The sequence below is a fragment of the Rhizobium metallidurans genome, from assembly GCF_014196505.1.
Taxonomy (GTDB): Bacteria; Pseudomonadota; Alphaproteobacteria; order Rhizobiales; family Rhizobiaceae; genus Rhizobium; species Rhizobium metallidurans.
This window is the reverse complement of the sequence record NZ_JACIDW010000006.1, coordinates 145,587-160,190: the sequence shown is the minus strand read 5'-3', so window position 1 is coordinate 160,190 and position 14,604 is coordinate 145,587. Positions and strand designations below refer to the sequence as shown.

Genomic DNA, 14,604 nt, shown 5'->3' with positions numbered 1-14,604 from the left:
GGCCTGTCATCGAGTTTAAGGGATCAACCCGTCTTTGCCGATGCGATACCATCGAGCTTGGCCACGGCATCGGCCGGCAGCACGAGATCGGCGACCGCGAGGTTCTCCCGCAGATGCCCGCGCGACGAAGTGCCCGGGATGAGCAGGATGTTCGGCGCGCGCTGCAGCAGCCAGGCCAGCGCCACCTGCAGCGGCGATGCGTCGAGATCGGCCGCGACATCGGACAGCGTCGAGGACTGCAGCGGCGAGAAACCGCCAAGCGGGAAGAAGGGCACATAGGCCGTCCCCTCGCCCGCAAGCTGTTCGATCAGCGCATCGTCCTCCCGGTGCGCGAGATTGTACTGGTTCTGCACGCAGACGATCTCGGTGATCTTGCGCCCATCGGCGATCTGTCTGGCGGTGACGTTGGAGAGACCGATATGCTTGACGAGCCCCTGGCGCTGCAAATCCGCAAGCACCGTCAGCGGCTCTTCCAGCGAGCCCTCGGCCGGGCCGTGCACGTCGAACATGGCGCGCAGGTTGACCACCTCGATCACGTCCAGACCGAGGTTCCTGAGGTTGTCGTGCACCGCTTGTGTCAGCGCCTCCTTCGAGAAGGCCGGGTTCCAGGACGCATCCGCCCCGCGCGTGGCGCCGATCTTGGTGACGATCACAAGGTCGTCCTTATAGGGATGCAGCGCTTCCTTGATGATCTGGTTGGTGACGTGGGGGCCGTAGAAATCGCTGGTGTCGATATGATCGACTCCGCTCTCGACCGCCTCGCGCAGCACCGCCACCGCCTCGGCGCGATCCCTCGGCGGCCCGAAGACGCCCTTGCCGGCAAGCTGCATGGCGCCATAGCCGAGCCGTTTGACGGTGCGGTTGCCGAGTTTGAATGTTCCAGACTTCTCAAGATTGGCCTTTTCAAGATTGGACATGATCTCTCTCCGTTTCGATCAAGACGAGAAATAGGCCAGTCTGGTTCCATCGATAAGCCAAGACAATCCGCACGGGCTGTTCGGGATTTCGGACAGTCAATCGCTGCTCACGGACGGCATTCACGACGGCGCCGCCTTCGTCAGAAAGCGGCGCCGTCGAGGAACACCCTATCTCCGCCGCCGCAGCACATGCACTTCGGCGCTGTGCTGGTGTTCGCCCTGCGCCAGCGTGAAATTGGCGAGCTGGCGGTCCATCTCGACCGCTTCGGTGGCGAGCAGATGAATGGCGGCCGTGCTCTCTTCGACCATCGCCGCGTTCTGCTGTGTCATCTGATCGAGTTCCGCGACCGCCGTGTTGATCTGACGCAGCGTCTCCGCCTCCTCGCGGGTCGCGTCCATGATCTCGCTGATCTGGCCGTTGATTGCCTCGACATGGCCGCCGATGCCTGTCAGCGCGACGCCCGCGCGCTCGACCAGCGACACGCCGGCCTCCACTTCATGCGTGGATTTCTGCAGGAGATGCGAGATCTCCTTGGCGGCGCCCGACGAGCGCTGGGCAAGCTCGCGCACTTCCTGCGCCACGACCGCGAAGCCCTTCCCGGCCTCGCCGGCGCGTGCGGCCTCGACGCCGGCATTGAGCGCCAGGAGGTTGGTCTGGAAGGCGATGGAATCGATCACCGAGATGATCGAGTTGATCTGCCGCGACGATGCCTGGATCGCCTCCATCGCCGCGATCGTGTCGCGCATGATCTGGCCGGAGCCCGACGTCTCGTGCTTGGCGTCGCGGGCGATCCGCTCGGCCTCTTCGGCACGCGCGAGCTGCGCGCGGACAGACTGGGTGATCGCGTCGATGGCGCTTGCCGTCTCGGTGATCGACGCCGCCTGCCGCTCGGTGCGGCCGGCAAGATCGTCCGAGCCGGCGCGCATCTCTTCCGAGCCGGCGCGTACCGCCGCCGAATTGCCGCCGATCGCCGTCATCGTGTCGCTGAGCGTCGCCAGCGCCTGGTTGAAATTGAGGCGCAGCCCCTCGAGCTCGTTCGGGAAGCGACGGTCGATCTGGTAGGCGAGATCGCCGTTCGCCAGATGCAGCAGCCCCTCGTCGATCGCCTCGACCACGTCCTGCAGCGTCTTCGCCTCCGCCTCGCGCTCGGCCATATGCTGCTGGCGGTCGCGGTCGGCGCGGTCGCGCGTCTCGGCGCTGGCAGCTTCCAGCGCGCGGCTGTCGATGAGCGACTGCTTGAAGCGGGCGAGCGCCTTTGCCATCGTGCCGATCTCGTCGTGGCGGTTCTGGCTGCCGATCTCGACATCGAGATCGCCATCGGCCACCGCGCGGGTGACGCCGGCAAGTCTGGCCAGCGGCGAGAACAGCATTTTCGTGATGATTCCGGTGGCGACCGCCATGACCACGAGCACGCCGAAACCGATCATCGTCAGGAGCATCGCGATTTCCAGCGAGCCGGCATTGATCTCGCTGAGACGCATGCTCTCGACCACCAGATAGCGCGCGCCCTCATAGTCAACGGGCTTCATATAGGCACGCGCGGCGCCATCGGCGCGGTTGAAATCGTCGACCGACATCGCGGAATTGGCGAAGGCGTCCTTCAGGAAGGTGAAGGACGCGGTATCGAGCGTCGCCAGCCGGCCGGCCTCGTTGACCGTGACCGCCGAGCCGTCTTCCGAGACGATCGCGGCCTGCGCCGTGCTTCCAGCAACGATACCCTTGGAGAGGATGCTGGCAACGACATCGTCGCGCACCTTGAACAGCATCACGCCCTTCGGCTGGCCGAGCTTGACGACAGGCACGGCATAGAAGATAGCCGCCGCGCCATTCGCATCCACCCGCAGGCCGGAGAAGCCGGCGGGCGCGCCATCGTCGGTCGCCTTGGCGGTGTTTTCGATCGCCTTGGCGAAGGCAAGACCGGCGCCAGTCGATTTCCACGCATCCGACGTCAGGTTCTCGGCGAAGTCGTCGTTCTTCTTGTAGGAATAAAGCACGAAACCATCGAGATCGGCGATCAGCAGATCGCTGAACGGGGTGTTCTGCAGATCGCGCGCCACCTCGCCCTGCGTCTTCTCATGGTTCGAATAATAGAAGCCGCTCGGCGCATCCGGCTTCAGCAGCTTCTCGCGCTCGCCGGCCGGGTTAGGATTGTCGGTGATGAATACCTTCTTCAGCTCGGCGCGCGCATCCCCCGAGGTCTTCTCGATCGTCTTCCAGCCGCTCTTCAGGCTGGTGATGGACATCTGCAACGCCTCGATGCGCGCAATCGAATTGGCCTGATTGTCCAGCTGCGCCAGCTGATCGCGCAGCATGTCGCCGCGAAAGATCAGCACGCTCTCCTTCGCCTTCAGCGCCTGCTCGCCGGAAATCCGGCTGCTGGCGAAATAGGCGAGACAATTGATGGCGGCGATCGACAGCGCCGTAAGCAGAATGAAAGTAGCGATGACCTTGAAGGACAGCGACTGGAATCTCTGAACCATGGAAAAACTAGAACCCCTTCCGGAACGGCTGATACCGGTGGGGCTGGCGCCCAACAGGCAGGCCTGAAAACAGAACACGGGGAGCCTTCGCTCAAGAAAGCTGGCTCCTCTCATCTCTTGTGGATCATAAGTTACCGAGGGAATTTAAATTCACGTAAATATGGCCCATCAAAAACGATGGCATGTTTTTGTTTTGTTCACATATCGATGGCAGTTATCGCTGATCTGCAATAGGATTACGCCATGCAAAGCGCGATTCGTATCATCGGCATCGATCCCGGCCTGCGCCGCACCGGCTGGGGCGTCATCGAGACGCTCGGCAATTCGCTGCGCTTCGTCGCCTCCGGCACTGTCACGTCGGATGGCGACATGGACCTCGCCTCGCGCCTCTGCCAGCTGCACGACGGCCTCGCCGACGTCGTCCACAGTCACCAGCCCGACGAAGCCGCCGTCGAGCAGACCTTCGTCAACAAGGACGCCGTGGCGACGCTGAAGCTCGGCCAGGCCCGCGGCATCGCCATGCTGGTCCCCGCCCGCGCCGGCCTGCAAGTCTCGGAGTACGCGCCGAACGCGGTGAAAAAGGCCGTCATCGGCGTCGGCCACGCCGAGAAGAAGCAGATCCACATGATGCTGAAGATCCTGATGCCGAAAGCCGAGTTCAAGGGCGACGACGCCGCCGACGCGCTCGCCATCGCCATCTGCCACGCCCATAACCGTGGCGGCGCCCGCATGCGCATGGCAGCGCTCGCCGGCTAGCTTGTTCTTGACTTGTTCTCATTTCGTGGTAAGTAATACCTGAGAGGTATTACCATGCGTGTAACCGAAAAAGGCCAGGTGACGATCCCCAAGGAGATCCGCGACCGATTGAATATCGGCCCTGGGTCGGAGGTGGATTTTGTCGCGGACGAGAAAGGCGCTCGACTTGTGGTCGTCGCCGAAGGCAAATCCACATCGGACGAGGAATTCGCGACGTGGCTGAAAAGTGTGTCGGGTACGTTCGACACGCTCGGCATGACCACGGATGAATATATGGAATGGCTGAGGGGGCCGCGCGATGACCTCGGTCCTCGTTGATACCAACGTCTTCATCGACGTTTTTGGGCCGGAAACGCAATTCAAGGAGTGGTCATCGGAGATGATTTTGAGGCTGCGCCCACAAGCGCAGCTCATTCTCACGCCGATCGTCTGGGCCGAGTTGGCGAGCATGGCGCCGAGTGAGGATCAGCTCATGTTCATGCTGGCGCGTCTTAATCTGGCGCGCGAAGCGGTACCCTTTCCTGCGGCCTATCAGGCTGGGATGGCACACATCGCCTACCGCCGCGCCGGCGGCGCGCGCGAGCGCACCCTGCCCGATTTCCTGATCGGCGCGCATGCGTCCGTCCGCTCCCATCGTCTGCTCACCCGCGACCCCGGGCGCTACCGGGCCTACTTCCCGACGCTCCACCTCATCACGCCCGAAACCCATCCCATCTGAACTCTTAACCGGCGGACCACCAAACATGATCGGCAAGCTCAAAGGCACCATCGACGAAATCGGCGACGACTATGTGCTCGTCGACGTGCACGGCGTCTGCTACGTCGCCCATTGCTCGGCGCGCACCCTGTCGCGCATCGGCTCGGTGGGCGAAGCCTGCATTCTCTTCATCGAGACCTATGTGCGTGAAGACCAGCTGAAGCTCTTCGGCTTCATGACCGCGCTCGAGCGTGAATGGTTCAACCTGCTGCAGAGCGTCCAGGGCGTCGGCGCCAAGGTGGCCCTGGCGGTGCTTTCGACGCTAACGCCGGGCGAACTCGCCAACGCCATAGCCCTGCAGGACAAGACATCGGTCTCCCGCGCCAACGGCGTCGGCCCCAAGGTCGCGGTCCGTATCGTCACCGAACTCAAGAACAAGGCCCCCGCCTTCGCCGGCGAGGCATCCGCCAATATCGGCCTGAAGCAGGAACTCGGCGAAGGCGTTGCCTCCGCGCCTGTCGCCGACGCCGTCTCGGCGCTGACCAACCTCGGCTACAGCAGAGACCAGGCCGCCAACGCGGTTGCCGCCGCCATGAAGACGGCGGGTGAAGGCGCCGACAGCGCCAAGCTGATCCGGCTTGGGCTGAAGGAACTGTCGCGGTGATTGGCTGGAAGCAGGTTTGCAATTACTATTGATGCACTCGACCGAAAGAGGCTTCAACGATGAGCGCTTTGACCAAACTAAGTTCGAAAGGACAGCTTACGATCCCGAAGGGAATTCGGGAGAAGCTGGATATCGCGCCAGGCACCGAATTCTACTTGACGGTCGAAGGCGGAAGACTTTTGGCAACGCCAAAGCGCGCCTCATTACCGGGAACGAAAAGACTGATGGATTTCGCAGGCATTCTCGGCAAGCCCCGCAATGGCAGAAGCTTGAACATGGACGAAATCGATGAGGCCATCATGGACGCGGTGACCGAAGACGAGGAGCGTATCCAGCGGCAATGGCGCGAAGGCCGTAAATGATCGGGATAGACACGAACATCCTGCTGCGGTTTCTTCTCGATGATGAGCCGACGCAAGGCGCGATGGCTCGGCAACTCATGTCAGAGCGAACCGCCGACGATCCAGCATATGTGAGCGCGGTCGTGCTCGCCGAAACTATCTGGCTGCTCAGCCGGCGTCTCGGTTACGCCAAGTCCGAGATCGCCACGGTGTTGGGACTGCTTGCTCAAACGGATGAAATCATTGTCGAACATGCGGACGAGCTGAAGCTTTTGATCGCCGATGCGTCCCGTCCGATCGCCGATATCGCGGACTATCTTGTTGTCTGGGCCGCCGCCAATGCCGGCTGCGCCAAAACCTTTACCTTCGACCGCAAGGCCGCCCGCAAAATTCCCGGAATGGAACTTCTCGCATGACCGACACCGCCCGCCTCATCACCCCGGAAAAGCGCGGCGAGGATTTTGACGCGACGCTGCGGCCGCAATCGCTGGACGAGTTCACCGGCCAGGCCGAGGCCCGCGCCAATCTCAAGATCTTCATCGAGGCGGCGAAGAACCGTGGCGAGGCGCTCGATCACGTCCTCTTTGTCGGCCCGCCCGGCCTCGGCAAGACGACGCTGGCGCAGATCATGGCCAAGGAGCTCGGCGTCAATTTCCGCTCGACGTCGGGCCCCGTCATCGCCAAGGCCGGAGATCTCGCGGCGTTGCTCACAAATCTCGAGGAGCGCGACGTGCTCTTCATCGACGAGATCCATCGTTTGAGCCCCGCGGTCGAGGAAATTCTCTATCCTGCCATGGAGGACTTCCAGCTCGATCTGATCATCGGCGAAGGCCCGGCCGCCCGCTCGGTGAAGATCGACCTGTCGAAATTCACGCTGGTCGCCGCCACCACCCGCCTCGGCCTCTTGACGACGCCGCTGCGCGACCGTTTCGGCATTCCGGTGCGCCTGTCCTTCTACACCGTCGACGAACTCGAGCTGATCGTGCGTCGCGGCGCCCGGCTGATGAACCTGCCGATGACCGACGAGGGTGCGCGCGAAATTGCCCGCCGCGCCCGCGGCACGCCCCGCATCGCCGGCCGCCTGCTGCGCCGCGTGCGCGATTTCGCCGAGGTCGCGAAGGCCGAAGCCGTCACCCGCGAGATCGCCGACGAGGCGTTGACCCGCCTGCTGGTCGACAATCTTGGCCTCGACCAGCTCGACAAGCGCTATCTCAACATGATCGCGGTGAATTTCGGCGGCGGCCCCGTCGGCATCGAGACGATCGCCGCCGGGCTATCCGAGCCGCGCGACGCGATCGAGGATATCATCGAGCCCTATATGATCCAGCAGGGGTTCATCCAGCGCACCCCGCGCGGACGCGTGCTGACGGCCACCGCCTGGAAGCATCTCGGCATGCAGCCGCCGAAGGATCTCGAAGCCGCCCAGTTCCGCCTGTTCCAGCAGGACGATTGAGGGAACTGTGCCCCGCTTCGCGCATTGGCATCTCGAAAGGAGATCGTCATGCGCAAGTACCGCATCGGCACTGATGTCGAATGGAAATGGGGCACGGGGACCGGAACCGGCAAGATCAAGAAGAGCTTCACCGATGACGTCGAGCGTGCGATCGAAGGTGCGGTCATCAAGCGGAAGGCGAGCACCGAGGAGCTGGCCTATCTGATCGAGCAGGAAGACGGCGGCAAGGTGCTGAAGAGCCATTCAGAGCTGAAGAAATCCGGCTGACGGCGGCGTAAAGCGCCTGCATGCTCCAGCCGCTGCAACGAGGAGGACATGCCATGACGGCTTTCGATCCCACCCGATCCTTTCGCAAGCTCGCCTATAACAACGCCCTCGCCAATCATCGCCTGCACATGGCCTGCGCGCTGTTGCAGCCCGGCGAGTTCGATGCGCCGCGCGTCAGCTTCTTCCCGTCGATCAGGTCGACGCTGAACCACATGCTGACGGTGGACTGGTTCTATGTCGATGCGCTGGAGGGTGGAACGCTCGGCCCGAGCGCCTGGGCGGTCGAGGAGCCCTGCCCCGATATCGCGAGCCTTGCCGCCGAACAGAAAGCCGTCGATCAGAGACTGGTGACACTCGTCGAGGCGCTCTCGCCGCAAGGACTGGTCTCAGGCGTCGCGATCCACCGTGGCGAGCGCATCCAGCGGGAGCGGATGGAGGATGTGCTCAGCCATCTCTTCCAGCACCAGACGCATCATCGCGGCCAGGTGCATGCCATGCTGGCGGGCACCAGCGTGAAGCCGCCGCAGCTGGACGAATTCATCGTCGCCGACGATGCCAGGTTCCGGGGCGACGAGATCGCCGCCCTCGGCTGGAGCGAAGCAAGGATCATGGATTAATCCTGCAGCCGTCCCTTCAACCCGTCGATGATCGTCTTGCTGAGTTCCGCGTAGTTCTCGTCGAAGTGATGGTCGCCGTCGAGCGCGATCACGTCGGCGCCGCTGTCCTTCACATCCGGGCAGGCCGCTCCGTCGTCATCCTTGCCGTAGACGCACTGGACGATCTTGGGATCGACGGCCTTGAGATCCTTTACCGGGTCACCGCCGGCGCCGTCGGTCTTGGCGCCGAGCCAGCCCATGACCGAGATCTGGTAATCCACCTGGCGCGACAGCGACAGCAGGGACATCTGCGCCACCGCGCTCTTGGCCGCCGGCTTCAGCCGCGAATAGGCGGCGGGCACGACATCGGCGCCGAAGGAATAGCCGACCAGGAGTACATGCTTGACCTTCCATTGCTTGCGGTAGAGCTCGATGATCCTGCCCAGATCGTCGGCGGTTTCCTGCGGTTGGCGCTCGGACCAGAAGTAGCGTAGCGAATCCACGCCGACGACGGGAATGCCCTGCTTCTGCAGGGCGGCACCCACCTCCTTGTCGATATCGCGCCATCCGCCGTCGCCGGAATAGATGATCGCCATCGTGTCGAAGGCCGGCTTGGCGTCGAGGATCGTCAGCGGCAGGCCGAGCGGATTGTCGGCATTGCCGGATGCGGCGATCACCTCGTCGAGCGTATTGCTGAGCGTCGTCCGTGCATCGTCCTCCGAATCGCGAATATCGATATCCGGCTGCGCCTTCTTCAGCTCCTCCACATGGGCGCGGCCATCCTTGTCTGCGCCAGCCGTGAAGGCCGCGATGATGGGATCGGGCAGCGCCGTGTCGCTGAGCCCATAGATCATCCGGTCGCCAACGGTCTTCTTCCTGGCCGGCGTGCAGAGCTGCTGCGTCAGCGGGATGCCGGCAAGCGGGTCGATCGCCAGCGTCTGGCCGATCGTGGCATCGGGTGTCTGCGAGGCGATCGCCAGGGCGAGCGCTCCACCCTCGCCGATACCCGCGATGATCGGCAGACGGTACGGGCTGTTGCCGGCGGCGCGCTGCACCTGTTGGCTGAGCGATTCGATATCCGAAACGAGATAGATGCAGCCATCGTTCTCGCTGGCGTCGTATTTGCGCAGCGAATCCATGTAGGACGGGAAATCCACGCCGATGACGACGCTCCCCTGCCCGACCAGCCTGTCGGCCTCGGCCTTCTCGTTGTCGCCCCAGCCCGCCGCATCGGAGATCAGCATCACGGTGCCCTTCACCTCTCCCTGGGGAAGGAAGACGCGCGGCGAAGGAATGAGCCCGCTTTCGAATGTCTGCGTGGTCTCGTCGGCTGCCATTGCGGCGGGAACACAGAGCGCCAGTGCGCAGGCGGCGGCCAGAATGTATCTTTTCATCATTTCCTTACGACCCCTTTCAATCCACCGCCGATCAGGAGCGTCGCGTCCATCAGGGCGATCATCGGATTGCCTCCTCCGGACACCGCGAGATATCGCGGGTGCCATTGAGGGTGAAACTTGGATTTGAAGGCCCTGAGGCCCTTGAAGTTGTAGAAGCGTTCGCCGTGCTCGAACACGGTGCTGCCGATCCGGTCCCATACCGGCGCCGTCTCGCGCTTCGACATGCCCGAAAGCGGCGCCATGCCGAGGTTGAAATGCGCGAAGCCCTCGGCCCGCAGATACTCCATGATCTGCACGAACAGGAAGTCCATCGAGCCCTTGGGCGCGTCCGGCGAAAAGCGCATCAGGTCGATCGTTCCCTCGTCCTTGGCGCCGGTGATGAGGATATTGGCGAAGGCGACGATCTTGCCTTCGAGCCTCAGGATCCCGACGGGTTGGGCGAGAATGTAATCCGGCGTGAACGCGCCGAGCGAGAAGCCCTTTTCCTTGGCGTTGTGGTCGGAAAGCCAAGCGTTGGAAACCGCCGCCAGTTCGTCCATCACGCCGGGCACGTCTTCCGGCGCGACCACCTCGAAGGTCAGTCCGTCGCGCTGGGCGCGGCTCGCGGTCTGCCGCAGGTTCGCCCATTTCCCGCCCTTCATCTCGAAGGTCGAGAGATCCGAGACGGCGAGTTCGCCGAGTTTGAAGGCCCGGAGCCCGGCATCGGCGCAATGCGAAAGCAGCGCCGGCGAGATCTGGTAGAACACGGCGCGGCAGCCGGAGGCGCGAGCCGTCTCGACGAAACGCCACACGAGTTCGGGCATGGCGCTGCGGTCGCCGATCGGGTCGAACAGCGCGATCCACGAACGCCCCTGGCGTCCGTACATGATGAAGGCGTCGCCTCTCTCGGAGAACATCACGCTCTTGTCGCCCATGCGCACCAGATTGGCGTCGGCGTAGCGCTGCTTCTCGACGATATCGACGGCGCGCTCCAGCGCCTCGTCCGATGCCGGCTCGAGCCGGGTCGTGGCCGGCCGCAGCAGGCTGAAGACGGCGATGGCGGTGGAGATGATGGTGATCCCCAGCACGGCGCGCAGGCCGCGCGGCGCCTCTTCGGCGAACTCGAACTGCCACCATAGCTCGTTGCTGTAGTCGACGTCGCGGTAGACGAAGAGCAGGATCACCACGGCGCCGACGCAGACCACGGCGATCGCCGTCAGCCATGACGCGGTCAGCGTCTGATTGAGCAGCGAGGCGCGACGCCGGAACAGCCGGCGACTGACGAGCAGGCCGAAGATCAGAAAGCCCAGGAACGACGCCTCGACGAGGGCGACGGCCTTCAGCAGCGACAGCATGAGCGCGGCGGCGGCAGAGAAGATCGAGATCCACCATGCGCCGTCGAGCTTCTGGCCAAGGCCGCGCGCGGCGACGACCAGCGCCAGGCCGGCGAGGCTCGAGAGGAAATGCGCGCCCTCGACGATCGGCAGCGGCAGGTAATTGGCGAGAAACTCCAGGTTGGAATCCGGCGTCGGCGTGACGCTCGAGAAGATCAGCATGACACCGAGCAGCAGCGACAGCGCCGACAGGAGCTGCGGCATCAGCCGGATGCCGATCCGGCGGAACCCGGATGCGACGGGATGGTCCGCGAAGCGGCGAAGCTCGGTGGCCGAGACCGCCAGAACCGCGAGCAACAGCGGCACGACATGATAGATCAGGCGGTAGAGAACCAGCGAGCCGAGCACGGCGTCGATATTCACGGCGCTGCCGAGCGCCGCGATGATGACGGTCTCGAACACGCCGAGGCCGGCCGGCACATGGCTGAGCACGCCGAGCCCGACGGCGATCGCGTAGACGGCGAGAAACACCGGCCAGCCGATCGCCGTTTGCGGCAGGAGAACGTAGAGAACGGTGGCCGACGCCGCGATATCGAAGGCGGCGACCAGGAACTGCCGCGACCAGGTGGCGGAATCCGGCAGCCGCAGCGAAAAGCGCCCGACGCTGAGCGCCCGTCCGCCACGGCCGAGCACGACGCCCGCCGCCAGCACCAGCACGATCGCCCCGCCGATGAGGCGCAGAACCCAGCTGCTGACATCGATGAGCGGCGCGATCTCGTCGGCGATCGCCAGAAGCGCGATGGAGCCGACGCCAGCCAGCCCCAGCCCGAAGGCGATGGTGACGAAAGCGATGACGCGGCCGATCTCCTCGGGCGTCAGTCCAAGCCTGGAATAGGCGCGGTAGCGGATCGCGCCGCCGCTGAGCGCGCCGAAGCCCGCCGTGTTGCCGACGGCATAGGCGGAAAACGCGGTCAGGGCGACCTGCGGGAACGGCAGTTTCCTGCCGACATACTCGATGGCGTTGACGTCGTAGAACACCAGGGCCAGGAAGCTGAGGGCCGTGAAGAACAGTGCCAGCACGATCGAGCTGATCCTGGTATCGGCCAGCGCCTGCACCACGTCCTCGTAACGCACCTCGGTCGTCAGCCGCTCGATCGCGAAACCGACCATGCAGAACACGGCGAGCGTCGCCAGCGCCGTCAGATGTGTCCGATATCGGCTGAAAAATCGCGCGATCGCGGATTCTTCTATAACTTCAATCTCTTCCAAGTTGGCGTGCTTCGACATCACGGACCGTCGTAAACCTACATATGAGCGGAAATCATGTCTTGGACATCTAACATAAGCTACATGTAAGTTCTTGGACGCAAGCCCTCGAATACATGGCAACACTACCCAATGCCGTCTAACGACGCCTGCTTTATCTCCAATTGGGGCATTTTTGGCGCGCGGACAGAGATTTCAATATTGTATTTTCGTAAGGTTAAATTCTTCGAAGGGCCACTGCCGGCATCGACTGCCGGCATCCGAAGATGCCGGCCCGCCATTTATGCCGCCGGCTCGGTCCCCGCAGCCGCGGCCGCGGCCTGGTTGGTCTTCTGCGCGGCATAGCGCGCCGCCGCCGCGTTGGCGTCGGCATCGTGCCCCTCGCTCGAAACCTGCAGCGTGGGAACGGCGAATTCGATGCCGTTCTCCTTGAAGGCCGTGCGGATCATCGCCAGCGCGTTGCGGCGGATGACGAACTGCTCGCCGGGCTTCGTCATCATCGCCAGGCGGATGACGATCGCGAATTCACCGAATTGCTCGACGCCCTTCATCTTCAGCGTCTCGATGATGTGAGGCGCGTAATCGGGATTGTCGAGCAGCTTCTGGCCGATCTGCTTGATCACCTTCTTGGCCAGCACGAGATCGGTGTCATAGGTGACGTTGAGGGTGATCTTGTCGATCGTCCAGTCGCGGTTGAGGTTGCGGACCGCGCCGAGCGTCCCGAACGGCACCGTCGTCAGCGGCCCGCGATGGTGGCGCAGCTTGACGGATCGCAGGCTGAAGGCCTCGACCACGCCCTTGTGGCTGCCGCTCTCGATATATTCGCCGACGCGGAAGGCATCGTCCCAGAGATAGAACATGCCGCTGATCACATCCTTGACGATGGTCTGCGCCCCGAAACCGACGGCGACACCGACGACGCCGGCGCCGGCGATCAGCGGCCCGATCTCGACGCCGAGGCCGGACAGCACCATCAGCACGGCGATGACCGCGATGACGACGGCGAGGATATTGCGGAAGATTGGCAACAGCGTCTGCAGCCGAGCGCGCCTCGCCTTCTCGTCATCGCTGATCGTCCCTTCGAGAGACGAGTCCGCCAGCCTGCCGTTGATATAGGCGCGCGCCAAATGCCAGACCAGGTCGGCCGCGAGCAGGATGACGATGCCACCGACGGAACCGCGCACGATCCGGTCGACCATCGTCTCGCCGGCCGCCATCCGGTCGGCCGCGAAGCCGAGAATGCGGCCGAGCCAGATGGCCGCGATGGTGATGATGATGGCCCGCACGCCGCGATCAAACAGCACCGCCGCGATCCGCTTCCTGGCGACGAACCCGGCCTCGGCCTTGTCGAGCGACCGCACGGCGAGCGTCGAGATGCGCAGGACACGCGGCAAGAGGACGAGATAGATACCGATCCACAGCAAGAGATTGAAGCCCGCCACCCAGAGCAGCCAGAGCGCCACGAAATAGATCGTCAGCATCCAGGATGCCGTGGCGCTCTTATGTCCGCCCTCGGCCGGACGCGACCAGACCGCTTCCGTGGCGATGGCGAGCAGCCCCAGCCCGAGCACATAGGCCACGAGATAGCGCGACCCGTTGGAAAAGCCCAATGGTGCCAGGAGCTGGATCAGCGCCCAGCCGAACACGAAATAGATGATGAACGTGCAGCTGCGCTTGAACCAGAACATCGCCGTTTCGCGCGAGACGTCGCGCGCGCCGTCGGCATGCGGCAGCGTCACCAGCGACACCAGGATGCGGCCGACCGAGATGGTGACGCGAGAGACGATCAGCGCGATGGCGACCGCGATCGCCAGCGATTGCGTGATCGGCGGCCAGTTGAAGAGCACGAGCGGAACGAGCGTCGCGATGCAGAACACCAGCGCCGGCACCACCCGGTAACTGAGATTGGTCGCCGCATGATGCGCGACCGTGGTCACCGCGCCATCCTCCTGTTTGATGCGCGGGCGCGGCACGATCATCCGGAACACCACTTCGGCGACCGCGCCGGCCAGGAACAGAGCCAGAAGCTCGAACGAAACGACAGCCCAGCCGCTCGGCTGGACCTCGCGCTCGACGATCTCGGAAGCATTCTCCACCTCGTCAGGCAGCGTCATCGCCGCGCCGGACACCAGGTTGAAATGCGTGCGGGTATGACCGAGGAATTCCGCCAGCACCGACATCTGTTCACCGGACATCTCGCCAGCGGGTGCAGCCGGTTGAGCCGGCGCCGCCGTCGATGCCGGGGCCGATGGCTGCGCGGCTGGTTGGGCAAGTGGTTGGGTGGGCGCCTGCGTTGCCATCCATTGCTTGACGGCGGGCTTTTCCATCAGCTCGAATATCTGCCGCACCTCGGCGGGCGGCGGCACCGTTGCTGTCGAAGCGGCCGGCGGCGTCTGCGCCACGGCCCCCCAGCTGGTCATCATGAATGCAACTAGCGGCGGAAGCCGCTTCATAAC

14 protein-coding genes are annotated in these 14,604 nt (G+C 63.8%); 9 read left to right on the top strand and 5 right to left on the bottom strand.

What is annotated here, in order from left to right:
• Positions 1–23: 23 nt before the first annotated feature.
• The gene (locus GGQ67_RS12405) at positions 24–917 is read right to left on the bottom strand and encodes an aldo/keto reductase family oxidoreductase (RefSeq protein ID WP_183900464.1); all 894 of its coding nucleotides are present in this window, start codon (positions 915–917) and stop codon (positions 24–26) included.
• Between the two features lie 168 nt (positions 918–1,085).
• Positions 1,086–3,398, bottom strand: a complete 2,313-nt coding sequence (locus GGQ67_RS12400) for a methyl-accepting chemotaxis protein (protein WP_183900463.1) — start codon at positions 3,396–3,398, stop codon at positions 1,086–1,088.
• Between the two features lie 243 nt (positions 3,399–3,641).
• Between GGQ67_RS12400 and ruvC the strand changes: the two genes are divergently transcribed.
• From ruvC to GGQ67_RS12355, 9 genes are read left to right on the top strand one after another with little or no spacing between them, the layout of a single operon-like run.
• Positions 3,642–4,154 carry a crossover junction endodeoxyribonuclease RuvC gene (gene ruvC / locus GGQ67_RS12395; protein WP_111563306.1) on the top strand — a complete coding sequence of 171 codons (513 nt, stop codon included), beginning with the start codon at positions 3,642–3,644 and terminating at the stop codon, positions 4,152–4,154.
• Between the two features lie 54 nt (positions 4,155–4,208).
• Entirely contained in the window at positions 4,209–4,472 is a 264-nt protein-coding gene (locus GGQ67_RS12390) for an AbrB/MazE/SpoVT family DNA-binding domain-containing protein (RefSeq protein WP_018899646.1), read from the top strand.
• Complete coding sequence (locus tag GGQ67_RS12385; protein ID WP_183900462.1) at positions 4,453–4,872, top strand: type II toxin-antitoxin system VapC family toxin; 420 nt, start codon at positions 4,453–4,455, stop codon at positions 4,870–4,872. The genes GGQ67_RS12390 and GGQ67_RS12385 overlap by 20 nt, the downstream gene beginning before the upstream one ends.
• A 25-nt stretch (positions 4,873–4,897) precedes the next feature.
• Positions 4,898–5,515 carry a Holliday junction branch migration protein RuvA gene (ruvA, locus tag GGQ67_RS12380; protein WP_183900461.1) on the top strand — a complete coding sequence of 206 codons (618 nt, stop codon included), beginning with the start codon at positions 4,898–4,900 and terminating at the stop codon, positions 5,513–5,515.
• A 59-nt stretch (positions 5,516–5,574) separates the two neighbouring features.
• Positions 5,575–5,877 carry an AbrB/MazE/SpoVT family DNA-binding domain-containing protein gene (locus tag GGQ67_RS12375; RefSeq protein ID WP_183900460.1) on the top strand — a complete coding sequence of 101 codons (303 nt, stop codon included), beginning with the start codon at positions 5,575–5,577 and terminating at the stop codon, positions 5,875–5,877.
• Entirely contained in the window at positions 5,874–6,272 is a 399-nt protein-coding gene (locus GGQ67_RS12370; protein ID WP_183900459.1) for a type II toxin-antitoxin system VapC family toxin, read from the top strand. Before GGQ67_RS12375 ends, GGQ67_RS12370 begins: the two co-directional genes overlap by 4 nt.
• Positions 6,269–7,309: a Holliday junction branch migration DNA helicase RuvB gene (gene ruvB / locus GGQ67_RS12365; protein WP_111563312.1), complete on the top strand. Its 1,041-nt coding sequence runs from the start codon at positions 6,269–6,271 to the stop codon at positions 7,307–7,309. Before GGQ67_RS12370 ends, ruvB begins: the two co-directional genes overlap by 4 nt.
• 48 nt (positions 7,310–7,357) lie before the next feature.
• Entirely contained in the window at positions 7,358–7,576 is a 219-nt protein-coding gene (locus tag GGQ67_RS12360) for a hypervirulence associated TUDOR domain-containing protein (RefSeq protein WP_183900458.1), read from the top strand.
• Between the two features lie 53 nt (positions 7,577–7,629).
• Positions 7,630–8,193, top strand: a complete 564-nt coding sequence (locus GGQ67_RS12355; protein WP_183900457.1) for a DinB family protein — start codon at positions 7,630–7,632, stop codon at positions 8,191–8,193.
• Here GGQ67_RS12355 and GGQ67_RS12350 read toward each other — a convergent pair.
• The 3 genes from GGQ67_RS12350 to GGQ67_RS12340 form a co-directional block, all read right to left on the bottom strand.
• Positions 8,190–9,569, bottom strand: a complete 1,380-nt coding sequence (locus GGQ67_RS12350; RefSeq protein WP_183900456.1) for a virulence factor family protein — start codon at positions 9,567–9,569, stop codon at positions 8,190–8,192. The two genes, GGQ67_RS12355 and GGQ67_RS12350, sit on opposite strands and share 4 nt — an antisense overlap.
• The gene (gene mprF, locus GGQ67_RS12345; protein WP_183900455.1) at positions 9,566–12,169 is read right to left on the bottom strand and encodes a bifunctional lysylphosphatidylglycerol flippase/synthetase MprF; all 2,604 of its coding nucleotides are present in this window, start codon (positions 12,167–12,169) and stop codon (positions 9,566–9,568) included. Before mprF ends, GGQ67_RS12350 begins: the two co-directional genes overlap by 4 nt.
• Before the next feature lie 260 nt (positions 12,170–12,429).
• Entirely contained in the window at positions 12,430–14,571 is a 2,142-nt protein-coding gene (locus tag GGQ67_RS12340) for a mechanosensitive ion channel family protein (protein ID WP_425503778.1), read from the bottom strand.
• Positions 14,572–14,604: the final 33 nt, after the last annotated feature.